Source organism: Frankia sp. CeTa3Moorea (assembly GCF_978021225.1).
Genome location: NZ_CDXDOR010000055.1, coordinates 1 through 11,449, shown reverse-complemented (window position 1 = coordinate 11,449; position 11,449 = coordinate 1). Strand labels below are relative to the sequence as shown.

15 protein-coding genes are annotated in these 11,449 nt (G+C 71.8%); 4 read left to right on the top strand and 11 right to left on the bottom strand.

Features of this window, described 5'->3' with window-relative positions; translation table 11 throughout:
• Nucleotides 1–241 precede the first annotated feature (241 nt).
• The 3 genes from AC08OV_RS11980 to AC08OV_RS11970 are packed head-to-tail and all read left to right on the top strand — an operon-like array spanning nucleotide 242 to nucleotide 2,030.
• Complete coding sequence (locus tag AC08OV_RS11980; protein ID WP_476619670.1) at nucleotides 242–835, top strand: histidine kinase; 594 nt, start codon at nucleotides 242–244, stop codon at nucleotides 833–835.
• Nucleotides 832–1,206 (top strand): sensor histidine kinase, encoded by a 375-nt coding sequence (locus AC08OV_RS11975; RefSeq protein ID WP_476619669.1) that lies wholly within the window; start codon nucleotides 832–834, stop codon nucleotides 1,204–1,206. The genes AC08OV_RS11980 and AC08OV_RS11975 overlap by 4 nt, the downstream gene beginning before the upstream one ends.
• Complete coding sequence (locus AC08OV_RS11970; RefSeq protein ID WP_476619668.1) at nucleotides 1,203–2,030, top strand: response regulator; 828 nt, start codon at nucleotides 1,203–1,205, stop codon at nucleotides 2,028–2,030. The genes AC08OV_RS11975 and AC08OV_RS11970 overlap by 4 nt, the downstream gene beginning before the upstream one ends.
• On the opposite strand, the gene AC08OV_RS11965 is transcribed toward AC08OV_RS11970, so the two are convergent.
• The 11 genes from AC08OV_RS11965 to AC08OV_RS11915 form a co-directional block, all read right to left on the bottom strand.
• Complete coding sequence (locus AC08OV_RS11965) at nucleotides 1,955–3,319, bottom strand: acetyl-CoA carboxylase biotin carboxylase subunit (protein WP_476619667.1); 1,365 nt, start codon at nucleotides 3,317–3,319, stop codon at nucleotides 1,955–1,957. The two genes, AC08OV_RS11970 and AC08OV_RS11965, sit on opposite strands and share 76 nt — an antisense overlap.
• Before the next feature lie 4 nt (nucleotides 3,320–3,323).
• Complete coding sequence (locus AC08OV_RS11960) at nucleotides 3,324–3,848, bottom strand: acetyl-CoA carboxylase biotin carboxyl carrier protein (protein WP_476614709.1); 525 nt, start codon at nucleotides 3,846–3,848, stop codon at nucleotides 3,324–3,326.
• The gene (accD, locus tag AC08OV_RS11955; protein WP_476614708.1) at nucleotides 3,845–5,539 is read right to left on the bottom strand and encodes an acetyl-CoA carboxylase, carboxyltransferase subunit beta; all 1,695 of its coding nucleotides are present in this window, start codon (nucleotides 5,537–5,539) and stop codon (nucleotides 3,845–3,847) included. The genes AC08OV_RS11960 and accD overlap by 4 nt, the downstream gene beginning before the upstream one ends.
• A 54-nt stretch (nucleotides 5,540–5,593) precedes the next feature.
• Nucleotides 5,594–6,529 carry an MBL fold metallo-hydrolase gene (locus AC08OV_RS11950; protein ID WP_476614707.1) on the bottom strand — a complete coding sequence of 312 codons (936 nt, stop codon included), beginning with the start codon at nucleotides 6,527–6,529 and terminating at the stop codon, nucleotides 5,594–5,596.
• Nucleotides 6,526–7,377 (bottom strand): aromatase/cyclase, encoded by an 852-nt coding sequence (locus AC08OV_RS11945; protein ID WP_476614706.1) that lies wholly within the window; start codon nucleotides 7,375–7,377, stop codon nucleotides 6,526–6,528. Before AC08OV_RS11945 ends, AC08OV_RS11950 begins: the two co-directional genes overlap by 4 nt.
• Before the next feature lie 52 nt (nucleotides 7,378–7,429).
• Complete coding sequence (locus AC08OV_RS11940) at nucleotides 7,430–7,681, bottom strand: acyl carrier protein (protein WP_476614705.1); 252 nt, start codon at nucleotides 7,679–7,681, stop codon at nucleotides 7,430–7,432.
• Between the two features lie 102 nt (nucleotides 7,682–7,783).
• Nucleotides 7,784–9,004 (bottom strand): ketosynthase chain-length factor, encoded by a 1,221-nt coding sequence (locus AC08OV_RS11935; RefSeq protein WP_476614704.1) that lies wholly within the window; start codon nucleotides 9,002–9,004, stop codon nucleotides 7,784–7,786.
• Nucleotides 9,001–10,269: a beta-ketoacyl-[acyl-carrier-protein] synthase family protein gene (locus AC08OV_RS11930; protein WP_476614703.1), complete on the bottom strand. Its 1,269-nt coding sequence runs from the start codon at nucleotides 10,267–10,269 to the stop codon at nucleotides 9,001–9,003. Before AC08OV_RS11930 ends, AC08OV_RS11935 begins: the two co-directional genes overlap by 4 nt.
• Nucleotides 10,270–10,334: 65 nt before the next feature.
• Nucleotides 10,335–10,517, bottom strand: coding sequence for a hypothetical protein (locus AC08OV_RS11925; RefSeq protein WP_476619666.1), 183 nt, complete (start codon nucleotides 10,515–10,517; stop codon nucleotides 10,335–10,337).
• Between the two features lie 58 nt (nucleotides 10,518–10,575).
• Nucleotides 10,576–10,761 (bottom strand): hypothetical protein, encoded by a 186-nt coding sequence (locus AC08OV_RS11920; protein ID WP_476614701.1) that lies wholly within the window; start codon nucleotides 10,759–10,761, stop codon nucleotides 10,576–10,578.
• A gap of 159 nt (nucleotides 10,762–10,920) precedes the next feature.
• A complete protein-coding gene (locus tag AC08OV_RS11915; RefSeq protein WP_476614700.1) occupies nucleotides 10,921–11,316 on the bottom strand; it encodes a BBE domain-containing protein in 396 nt (131 codons plus the stop codon).
• Here AC08OV_RS11915 and AC08OV_RS11910 point away from each other — a divergent pair.
• On the top strand, nucleotides 11,220–11,449 hold a 230-nt coding region (locus AC08OV_RS11910), incomplete at its 3' end, for a DUF6444 domain-containing protein (RefSeq protein ID WP_476614699.1). The two genes, AC08OV_RS11915 and AC08OV_RS11910, sit on opposite strands and share 97 nt — an antisense overlap.

Here is an 11,449-nt window from a genome sequence, read left to right as displayed (position 1 = left end):
CAGATCCGCCTGGCACGACGAACATTCCGCCGGCGGATCCGCCGGTAACGACCGATCCAGCCCCGCCTCCCGGCTCAGCCCCACAACGCGGACGGATCAGCCATACCCCTGATCCCCCACGCCCAACCACGCCGATCAAGCAACGTCCACGACGTGTCCCCCCACCACAAACCCCAAGGTCAGCGGGCCACGCCCGCCCACCCCTGAATGGACACAACCCGACCCTCTCCTGGCTGATCGCGTGGCAGCGCGCCGAGACGAGATCGGCCACAGCTACCGGGCCCGTCTCGCGGAGACGATGAATCTGCCGTCCGGGCGCCCCCCGGATCAGCACGAGGACGGCATCGACGAGGTCGTCCGGCACGTTCTCATCGCCCTTCGCACCGGTTCGGTGCCGACCGGCGCCGGTGACCGGACCACGTCGGAGAACGGTCCTCTGGCCGCGCCGTGGAATACCCATCCGACAGAATTCGTGCAGGCCGCCGGAGTTCTCTTCACGGTGATCGCGGACGTCATCGAGGACGAGCTGGAGGAGAATTCCGGCGCAGGATACGCTACGATCATGATGGTGCACCGGACGATCGGCGAGCAGCTTCGGCGCGCCGCCGGCCGGTACGCCAGCTCACTCCTGGACCGGGTGCACCGGGCGCATCTTGACGAACGCCGGCGCATCGCGCGTGAGCTGCACGACCGGGTCGGGCTCGGGCTGAACATCGCGCGCCGGCAGCTGGAACTCCACGATCTCTACGGCACCGCGCGTCCCGAGCCCGCCCAGGAAGCGGTCCGCACGGCCAGGGAGGCGGTCGAATCGACGTTGGACGCCATACGGCCGTGACGTCGGATTTGCACCTCGTCGAGCCGCTGGAAAGCCTCGACACGGCGCTGCGGACATTCACCGAATCGGGCCTGGCCGTCGCCAGCCGGGTGCGGGTCGCGGTGAACGGTGACGAGGGATGGGCGCCACCGGAGCTGCATGGCGAGGTTTTTCTCGTGCTGCGGGAGGCGATCCACAACGCGGTGGTGCACGGGCGGGCCGGGGACGTCGAGGTGCGGGTGGACGTCGCCCCGTCCGCCGTCACGACCGGCTTCGGCCTGACGTCGATGCGCGAACGTGTCGCGCTGCTCGGCGGCGCGCTGCACGTCGCGAGCCGCCCGGGAACAGGCACCCGGGTCGCAATAATCATTCCGCTGCTGGGGGCGCGATGAACCGCGCGGCTGATCAGCTCCGCAGCATGCTCGTCGATGACCACACCCTCGTCCGCGACGGGGTCCGGCAGATCATCGATGCGCAGGAGGGGCTGGTCGTCGTCGGCGAGGCCGGCGACAGCGCGGGCGCGGTGCAGACAGCGGCCCGCCTGCAGCCGGACGTCGTCCTGCTCGACGTGGAGATACCGGGGGCGGACGCCGCCGCGACTGTCTCGGCGATCCGCCGGGTCGCCCCCCAGGCCCGCGTCCTGGTCCTCACCATGTACGACAGCCCGCAGGTCGTGCGTAACCTGCTGCGCCTCGGCGTGCGCGGCTACCTGCTCAAGCGCGCATCCCGCCACGAGCTGGTCTCCGCGATCCGCACGGCCTGCGCGGACAGCACCCGCATCTCGCTGCTCGTCTCCCACGCGGGCGTGCTCGCCGAGATCACCGGGAAGAACCCGCTGTCCGCCCGGGAGCTCGACGTGCTGGAACTCGTGGCCGCGGCGATGACGAACGCCCAGATCGCCTCGCGGCTGTCGTTGACCGAGCCGACGGTGAAACGCCATGTGCACAACATCTTCGTCAAGCTCAAGGCGGTCTCGCGCATCGACGCGGTCAACAAGGCGCTGGCCGCGTCACTGAATCAGTCCTCCCTCCGTCGGTTCGGCCGGCCGGCGGGGGCCCGCCGGGCCGGGCTGACCTCTCCCGGCCCCGCCACCGACCCCGGCCCCGCCAACCGGCCCCGGCCGCGGGCGCCCAGCACCGGTCAGGTGGGTGCGGTGTCGGCGGCCAGGATCTGCTCGACCAGGCGGGTGTCGTGGCGACCGAGCCGGAACGCCTGATCGTCCAGGACCCGCCGCAGGAAGTCCTTCGTCGTGCGCAGGCGCGGCCCGGTGACCTCGAACTCGTCGAGCGAGCGCGCCATCCGGGCGAGCGCCTGGTCCCGGTCGGGCGCCCAGACGATGACCTTGGCGAGCAACGAGTCGTAGCTCGCCGACACCGTCGCGCCGGGGAACGCCGCCGTGTCGACCCGGACGAACGGGCCGCCGGGGGGCACGAACCGGTCGAGCGGCCCGGGGGCCGGGGCGAACCCGCGCTCAGGATCCTCGGCGTTCACCCGGCACTCGATGGCGACGCCACGCATCTCGATATCGCCCTGTCCGAAGGGCAGCGGTTCCCCCGCGGCGACCGTGAGCTGAGCGCGCACCAGGTCGATGCCGGTCACCGCCTCGGTCACCGGGTGCTCCACCTGGATGCGGCAGTTGACCTCCAGAAAATAGAAGCCGCCCGCCGGGTCGAGCAGGAACTCGAAGGTCCCCGCTCCGACGTAACCGGCGGCGAGCGCGCCCCGCACCGCCGCCTCCCCCATCCGGTCGAGGAGGCCGCCCGGCACATGCGGCGGCGGCGACTCCTCGATCAGCTTCTGATGGCGGCGCTGGACGGTGCAGTCCCGGGCACCGAGATGGACCGCGTGACCGAAGAGGTCGCACATGATCTGGATCTCGACGTGGCGGGCGCCGTCCAGGTACTTCTCGACGTAGACCTGGCCGTCACCGAAGAGCATCTGCGCGCTCGCCCGCGCCCGCGCCCACTCGTCGCCGAAGCGGTCCGGATCGCGGATCAGGGCCATCCCGCGCCCGCCGCCGCCGGCGGACGCCTTCACGATGACGGGATAGCCGATCCGCGCCGCGAGCTCCCGCGCCTCGTCGACGTCCGTCAGGGGCTCCAGACTGCCGGGGAGCAGGGGCAGCCCCACGGACGCCATCAGCGACCGCGCCGAGACCTTGCCGCCGAGCCGGGCCATCACAGCGGCCGGCGGGCCGATCAGCGTGACCCCCTGTGCCTCGCAGGCCTCGGCGAAATCCGGGTCCTCGGACAGGAACCCGTAGCCGGGGTGGATGGCCTGCGCCCCGGTCTGCTCCGCCGCCGCGAGGACCGCGGCCGCGTTGAGGTAGCTCCTCCTCGCCGGGCCCGGCCCGATCTGGACGGCCTGGTCGGCCGCGCGGACGACGGCCGAGTCCCGGTCCTCGCTGGAGTACACAGCAATCGTGCGGATGCCCAGCTCCCGGCAGGCCCGCGCGACCCGCAGCGCGATCTCCCCCCGGTTGGCGATCAGTACGCTGGCGAACATCGCGTCACCTCGCCTCGACCGGCGCGAGCTGGAACAGCGGCTCGCCATACTCCACCGGGTCCCCGTCCTCCCGCAGGATCCTCTCGATCCGCCCGGCGCGATCCGCCTCGACGGGCAGCATCAGTTTCATCGCCTCCAGGATCGCGAGCTGCTGCCCGACGCGGATCACATCTCCCTCGGCGACGAATGGCTTCGCGCCGGGCTCAGGCCGGCGGTAGAACGTGCCCACGCTGGGCGCGCCGACCTCGTGTCCGACCGGCCCGGGTGCGGGGGTGGCGCCGGACGGCACGGCCGCGGGCGGCACGGCCGGCACGGCCGGCGCGGCGGGCGTCCACTCCACCTCGACGACGACATCGGCGACACCGACCCGCAGCCGGCTCGGCTGGCTCGGCGTGGCGTCGAGCAGGCCGCGGGCCACCTCGCCGACCTGGGTGAGCAGCTCCACCGCGTCGACCGACGCGGTCGCCCCGGACGGGGCGCCGACCGATCGGATCTCGATCGTGGCGGGCCGCGTCTCGTCGGCCGTCATGACGCCACCTTCCGGCTGATCGGCTGGTCGTGACCGAAGCGGCGGAAACGCGCCCGCCGCTCCGCGACCAGCTCCCGCTCGCCGAGCCCGGACAGCTCGTGGAGGGTCGCGACGAGCGCCGCCCGCAACCGGTCCGCCGCGCGCAGCGGATCACTACCGGTGCCGGCGTCCGGCGCGGGTACCACGGCGTCTGCAACGCCGCATTCGAGCAGGGCCCGGGCGTCGAGGCCGAGCGAGGCGGCAGCGCGCGGGGTGGCCGCCGGATCCTGCCAGAGGATCGCCGCGCAGCCCTCCGGGCTGATCACCGAGTAGACACTGTCGGAGAACATGAGCACCCGGTTGGCCACCGCCAGCGCCAGCGCCCCGCCACTACCGCCCTCACCCGTGACGACGGTCACCACCGGGACCGGCAGCGAGGCCATGAGGCGCAGGTTGGCGGCGATCGCGACCGACTGCCCCTGTTCCTCGGCCTGTCTGCCGGGGTAGGCGCCCGGCGTGTCGACGAGGGTGATGACCGGCAGGCGCAGCTTCGCCGCCAGCGACATCAGCCGGGCTGCCTTGCGGTAGCCGGCCGGCAGCGGCATCCCGAAGTTACGTTCGGCCAGTTCGGCGGGGGTATGGCCCTTCTGGTGGCCGATCACCACGACCGGCGTCTCGGCCAACCAGGCAAGACCGCCGACGATCGCCGGGCAGTCCCCGGAGAGCCGGTCGCCGTGCAGCTCCTGGAAGTCGCGGAACGCCAGCGACAGGTAGTCCAGCGAGGTCGGCCGGTCGAGCCGGCGGGCGCCGCGCACCTGGTCCCACGGGTTGCCGACGGGGAGCTGCCCGGGGTCGCGCACCAGCGGGACGATCTCCACCGGTGGCCGGTTCCGAGCCGGCCCGTGCTCCCGGCCGGCGGCGCCGGACCCGGCCCGCAACAGCCGCGCCAGCCGGGTACGCAGATCCCTGCGGGCCACGATGCCATCCAGGAACCCGCGTTCGAGGAGGAACTCCGCGGTCTGGAAACCGGGGGGAAGCTGCTGGCGGATCGTCTGCTCGATCACCCGGCGTCCGGCGAACCCCAACCGGGCCCCGGGCTCCGCGAGCAGCACATCGGGCAGGGTGGCGAAGGAGGCCGCGACTCCCCCGTAGGTCGGATCGCTGATGAGCGCGATGGTCAGGATCCCCGCCTCGTCCAGCTCGGCGAGCGCGGCGCTCGTCTTGGCCATCTGCATCAGCGCGATCGTCCCCTCCTGCATGCGCGCGCCCCCGGAGGCGGTCACGATCAGCAGGGGAACGTTGTCACGCAGCGCGGTCTCGGCCGCCCAGGTGATCGTCTCGCCGACGGCGGCGCCCAGACTGCCGCCGAGGAAACGGAAGTCCATCACGGCCACCACCAGCGGCGCCCCCTCCACGCTGCCCCGGGCGCACAGCACCGCCTCGGCCATGCCCGTCTCGCGGCGTGCCTGAGCGAGCCGCTCGACGTAGCTGCGCGTGTCCTGGAAGTCGCCGGGATCGTCCTGGTAGGCGGTCGGCAGGTACTCCAGGCTTCCCACGTCGAGCACCTGGGTGAGGCGCTGGCGGGCGGTGAGGGGGGCATGATGCCCGCATTCCGGGCAGACGCCCAGGTTGCGCTCCCAGCGCCGGCCGAACACCTGCGCCCGACAGCCCGTGCACAGCACCCACTGGGGACTGTCAGCGACCTCATCCATCACTCGTCTCCTTCGTCAACTCCAGCGCGGCGCAGCGTGCCCCCCACTGCGAGCTCAGGCCAGGCATGTCGGCAGCCGTCCGCCGTTGAACTCGACCATTTCCCCGAAGATCCCGACCACGTCGAGCGGGCGGCCCAGCTCGCCCCCGTCCAGTTCCGCGTAGGCGCGATGCAGGCAGCCGACGAGCCGTTCGGGATCGAGCAGGTGACCGAAGTCCCCCAGCCCGGCCTCCCGCGCAAGCTCCAGCGGGGCGAGCCCGGCCGCCCGGCCGTCGCGGGCCAGGCGCTGGATCCAGTGCAGGTACGCCTCGGTCTCGTCGAACGCCTCCGGGCCGCAGACGGGCCCGTGCCCGGCGACGAGCGTGTGCGCGCCCAGGGCCCGCAGCCGGGCCACGGCGGCCAGCGTCCCCGCGACCGAGCCCATGAGGACGAACGGGGTGCCCCCGGAGAGCACCACGTCCCCGGTGAACAGCACCCGCTGCTCGGGCAGCCAGGCGACCACGTCACCGGTGGTGTGCGCGGGGCCGACGTGGATCAGCTCGACCGTGCGGTCGTCCAGGTGCAGGCCGACTCGATCCCGGAAGGTGACCGAGGGCAGCGCCAGGGAGATCTCGCCCCACGTCACCTCCGGCCACAGGCGGGTCAGGGCCAGGCCGGTCTCGGCCATCTCGGTGCGCGTCGACTCGTGGGCGATGACCGTCACGGCAGCACCGAAGGCGTCGTTGCCGAAGGTGTGGTCGCCGTGATGATGAGTATTGATCAGGGAGCGGACCGGACCGGCTCCGAGCCGGGCGACGGCATCGGCGAGGTCCCGCGCCCGGCGTTCGGTGGCCGCGGTGTCGATGACGACACTGTGGTCCCCGGCCACCAACACCCCGGCGTTGCTCAGGCACCATCCGCCGGGTGGCTGCTCGTAGGCGTAGACGCGGTCCGCGATCTCGACGGTCCGCGCCGGCGGAACGCCCGGGATGGGGCGCAGCGCCGTGGTCATCGGGACGCCCTCCCGGGGTCGGGGGGGTCGAGCCGGACGCTGTGGCGAGCCGTCAGCAGCGCCGTACCGCCCGGACCGGGCCGGAAGCTCCACGGCCCGCTGTGGCCGAGCAGCAGGTCGGGCAGTACCCGCTGTTTGTAGGCGATGCGGCCGGGCAGGCACAGGCGGGTCGACCGGGTCGTGTGCGTCGAGCCGTCGGCCGTGCGGGTGTCCATCGCCAGGTCCTGGACGCCCGTCGCCTCCTCCCGCAGCTCAACGTGGAGCACATGCGGCAGCAGCTCGGGCCACCGGTCGGCCGCCCGCACGAAGGCGTAGGCGTCCGCGGGCGACCCGTCGACCTCCAGGGTGTCCTCGAAGGAGAAGAGGATGTCGTCGAGGGGATGACCGAGCTCGGCCACCTCCCGCAACGAGGCCAGCTCGCTTTCGCTGTTGGCGTCGAGCGTCGCGCGGATCCAGGCGTGCGTCGCGGGCGCGTCGTCCACCGCGGTGCCGTGATGGCGCAGCTCGACCCTCGTCCCGCCGGCCGCGAGGGGGACGAAGCGCCGGTCCCCGCCCATCGAGGCCACCGGCGGCTGGCTCTGTTCCTGGTCGAACGTCACGCGCAGCGAGCCTCGGTCCAGGGTGCGCCGCGAGGTCCACACCGACACCTCGCCGCCGACGGTGGCCCACAGCCGGAACCGCTCCTCCCCGCGGCCGTCCACGACCTCGTAGGCGAGGCGTTCGACGTGCACGGTCGGCCCGAAGATGACCGGCCATCGCGTCACGTCCGCGACGAGGGCGTAGACCTCGTGCGCCGGGGCGGCGATCGTCACCGCGTGTTCCGTCCGGTACTGCAGGGGATTGCTCATGAGCATGGTCTCCCAGCGATCGGCCGGGCAGGTACCTGCCTGACGCCCGGTCTCAGGGCCGGACGGCCTGGTTGACGGCGTCGAGCAGCAGGCGCGGCGTCTCAGCGTCCGCGATCTGATCATCCGGCAGTGCCACGCCGAACACCTGACCGATCCGCGCCGCCGCCTCCATGATCGCCAGGGAGTCGTAGCCGAGATCCTCAAAAGGCGTGTCGAGGATCTCCCCGTCGATATCGACGCTCTCCTCGATTCCGGCGCATTCGAGCAGGACCCGGCGCAGGTCGTCGAGTGTCATCGCGGTCATGTCATCATCCTCCGGTCGGTCGTTCGTGCTGGGCAGGATGCGGCCCGCACGGGCGGCGGCGCTACGGTCCCGCCGCCTGGGTTCGCCCGCGGTCCGCCGAGCTCACGCGGACGGCGCGCTGACCACGAGGGCCGAGTTGAAGCCGTGCCGCCCGCGCGCCAGGACCAGGGCGCGGCGTACCGACTGGCGGCGAGGCGCGCCGATCACCAGGTCGAGCTGGTAGTCGGCCGGTACGTCGCGGGTGCCCGGTGTCGGCGGGATCACCCCGTCCCGGATGGACAGCAGTGCGGTGACGAGATCGACCGGGCCACCCCCGCCGTAGAGCCGGCCGGTCAGCGCCTTGGGCGCCGTCACCGGCACCCCGTACGGTCCGAACACCTCGGCCAGCGCCGCGGCCTCGATCCGGTCGAGGTCCGGCGTCCCGGCCGAGTCGGCGAAGACGACATCGACATCCGCGGGCCGCACCCCCGCGTCCGTGAGCGCGAGCCGGGCCACCCGGGCGAGCCCCGGCGCGCGCCCCGATCCCGGTCTCGGATCGAAGGTCGCGGCGTAGCCGGTGATCTCGCCATAGGCACGCGGTCCCCCGCGACGGGCGACCGCGTCCGCCCGCTCCAGAATGAGGATCGCGCCGCCCTCGCCCGGCACATAGCCGTCGGCCCGCGCGTCGAACGGCCGATAGGCGTCGGCCGGATCCGCGCGGCGGCTCACCTGGCGGGTCGAAAGCTGGGAGACCCAGCCCCACGGGTCCAGGGCGGAGTCCATCCCGCCCGTGACCAGCAACGGGGTACCGGCGACGGCGCTGCGTCGCGCGTGCCCGACCGCGTCGAGACCGCCGGCCTGCTCCCCGACGAGCGCCGCGCTCGGCCCGCGCATGCCGTGGCGGATGGAGATCTGGCCGGTGTTGACCGCGTAGAACCAGGCGAAGGACTCGAACACGCTGACGAACTGCGGCCCCTGGGCCCACAGCTTCTGGAACTCCCGATGGGTGAAGGAGAAACCGCCGGAGGCGTTCGAGGTGACTACGCCCATGTCGTACTCGGGCAGGTCCGCCGGGTTGATCTTCGCGTCGGCGAGAGCCCGCTCCGCCGCGAGGAGGGCCAGCCTGGTCATCCTGTCCGTCTGCGGGAGCAGGCGGCTGGAGACGATCTTCGCGTCGAAGATGTCACGGACCTGACCGGCCAGTGTCGACGGGTACCGGTGCGGGTCGACGGCGGTGAGCGGGGCGATACCGCTGCGTCCGGAGAGGGTCGCCTGCCAGTGCCGTTCGACGTCGGAACCGGTCGGCGCGGCGATACCGAGACCGGTGACGACGATCGTGCTCATGCCGCCACCGGGGACTCGGCCCCGGGTCGGCGCAGGACCATCGCGCTCTGGAAACCCCCAAACCCGCTACCGACCGTGAGAACGTTGTTCAGCCGCCGGTCGCGTGCCGTCAGGGGCACGTAGTCGAGGTCGCACTCCGGGTCGGGCTCGTGCAGGTTCGCGGTCGGCGGGACGACGCCGTGACGTAGCGCGAGCGCGCAGGCCGCGATCTCGATCGACCCGATGGCGCCGAGGGAGTGGCCCACCATGGACTTGATCGAGCTGATCGGGACGTGGTAGGCGTGGTCGCCGAGGCTGCGCTTGTACGCCGAGGTCTCGTGCCGGTCGTTCTGCTTGGTTCCCGAACCGTGCGCGTTGATGTAGTCGATGTCGGTCGGGTTCACCCGGGACTGGTCGAGGGCCTCCCGGATGGCTTGCGCCAGCTCCCGGCCGTCCACCTTCAGACCGGTCATGTGGTAGGCGTTGCAGCGGGTGGCGAACCCGGTGATCTCGACGTAGCTGTCCGCTCCGCGGGCCCGCGCACGGTCGTACGCCTCCAGCACGAACATCGCCGCGCCCTCGGCGAGGACGAAGCCGTTGCGGCTTCGATCGAAGGGGCGGGAGGCGTGGGCCGGGTCGTCGTTACGCGGCGTCGTCGCCTTGATGGCGTCGAAGGACGCGACCACGATCGGCGAGACCGGGGTGTCCGCTGCGCCGGTGACCATGGCGTCGACGCTGCCCTCGGCGATCAGCTGGCAGGCGTGGCCCAGGGCGTCGATGCCCGAGGTGCACCCGTCCGAGACCATCGTCACCGGGCCCTCGGCGCCGACCGCCCACGCGACCTCGGCCGCCATCGCGCTCGGCACCAGGTAGTCGAACATGTACGGCGAGACGTGATCATGGTCGACGTCCCAGACCCGCCCGGAGTCGGACAGGACGAGGTACTCCTGTTCGAGGCTGGTCGCCGCGCCGACGGCGCTGCCCAGACTCACCCCCGTGCGTTCGGGATCCAGGTCCAGCCCGCTGTCCTCCAGCGCCTCGCGCGCGGCCACCACACCGAACTGGGCGGCCCGGTCCATCCGGCGGATCTCCCGCGGGGAGAGCCCCTCCGCGGCCGGATCGAAGTCCAGCTCGGCCGCCACCTGCGAGCGGTAGGGGCTCGGGCCGAAGAACGAGATGCGGCGCGTCGCGGTCCGCCCCGACGTCACGAGCTGCCAGAACTCCTTGCGGCCGGCGCCGCCGGGAACGCGGACACCGATGCCGGTGATGACGACACGTCTGTTCACTGTTCTCCTCCGAAATGACCGGCCAACCGGTGTGTCACGGCCTGCTCCGTTTCCTCGCCGTCCGATCAGAAGAGCTGGTCGTGGTCGACCCGACGCGACCGGTTCAGGATCCGTCCGTCCAGCCGGACGAGGACGTCGTGGACGACGCGGCTCGGTGCGATGGTGGGCTGTGTGTCGGGCCGGATCGTGCCGACCAGCGCATAGGCCGTCGACCGGATGGAAGCGTCGTCCCGCGGTTCGAGGTTCACCATGGTGACCAGTGCCGCCGCTGCACCCGCTCGCCCTCGAAACGCCTGTGGAACTCGATCAGGCCATGGACGATTCCGGCGCGGGTCCGGGCGGGTTCCCGGCCGGGTGTGTGGGCGAACTCGCCGTCCGGGTGAACGTGGCGGCGTAGGACTCGAAATCACCGCCGTCGAGCAGTTGCATCTGCCGGGCGTAGTGTTGCTGAACGTCGACGTAGAGGTCGGTGAATGTGAATGTGCCGAGCATCGACAACCTCCGGGTACGGATATCCGGCCGCCGCCGACCGGCAGTGGCGGTCGCGCGGTCACCTGGCCCGCGCTATCGCAGCGTCACACAGCGTCCTCGAGCTCTGCTGGAGCGACAGTCGACCATGGGTCGACAGGGATTCCACGCGCCGCGGCGGCCTCAGCCGGTGGGGCGCACGGACAGGGCATGGCGGAAAAGGTCCTGCGGATCCCAGCGCTTCTTGACCTGCTGCAGCCGAGGGTAGTTCTCCTTTGTAATAAAGCGTCGACCAGGCGACCGGGGACTTGTTCCAGGCAGGATCGGCCAGATCGATGTCCGGGTAGTTGATATAGGGCTCTTCGCAGGTAAACATTCAGCTTCATTGTTGATGTTGCTGTGAGTGGTTGGCGTTCGTTCCGGGTCCGACTGTTGGCTGATGCGTGGCGCATCGGATCTGGTGCGTGTGGTGACGTGGTGGGGTGCCGCCGCCGGAGGAGATGCCGATCGAGGGGCTGATCGCCCTCGTCCGCGCGCAGGCGGAGTTGATCGCCGAGTTGCGGGCGACGGTGGCGACACAGGCCAGGGAGATCGCGAAGCTGACGGCGAAGGTCGCTGACCTGGAGCGGAAGGTGTCGCGGAACTCGCGGAACTCGTCGTTGTCGCCGTCCACGGACGACGCGATCCCGGGGCGGAAGCCGCCCGGGCCGGC

What these genes read in the sequence shown, in the direction of transcription:
- AC08OV_RS11970 (WP_476619668.1), top strand. Translation starts at nt 1,203, where the DNA reads ATGAACCGCGCGGCTGATCAGCTCCGCAGCATGCTCGTCGATGACCAC.
- AC08OV_RS11965 (WP_476619667.1), bottom strand. Translation starts at nt 3,319, where the DNA reads ATGTTCGCCAGCGTACTGATCGCCAACCGGGGGGAGATCGCGCTGCGG.
- AC08OV_RS11960 (WP_476614709.1), bottom strand. Translation starts at nt 3,848, where the DNA reads ATGACGGCCGACGAGACGCGGCCCGCCACGATCGAGATCCGATCGGTC.
- accD (WP_476614708.1), bottom strand. Translation starts at nt 5,539, where the DNA reads ATGGATGAGGTCGCTGACAGTCCCCAGTGGGTGCTGTGCACGGGCTGT.
- AC08OV_RS11950 (WP_476614707.1), bottom strand. Translation starts at nt 6,529, where the DNA reads ATGACCACGGCGCTGCGCCCCATCCCGGGCGTTCCGCCGGCGCGGACC.
- AC08OV_RS11945 (WP_476614706.1), bottom strand. Translation starts at nt 7,377, where the DNA reads ATGAGCAATCCCCTGCAGTACCGGACGGAACACGCGGTGACGATCGCC.
- AC08OV_RS11940 (WP_476614705.1), bottom strand. Translation starts at nt 7,681, where the DNA reads ATGACCGCGATGACACTCGACGACCTGCGCCGGGTCCTGCTCGAATGC.
- AC08OV_RS11935 (WP_476614704.1), bottom strand. Translation starts at nt 9,004, where the DNA reads ATGAGCACGATCGTCGTCACCGGTCTCGGTATCGCCGCGCCGACCGGT.
- AC08OV_RS11920 (WP_476614701.1), bottom strand. Translation starts at nt 10,761, where the DNA reads ATGCTCGGCACATTCACATTCACCGACCTCTACGTCGACGTTCAGCAA.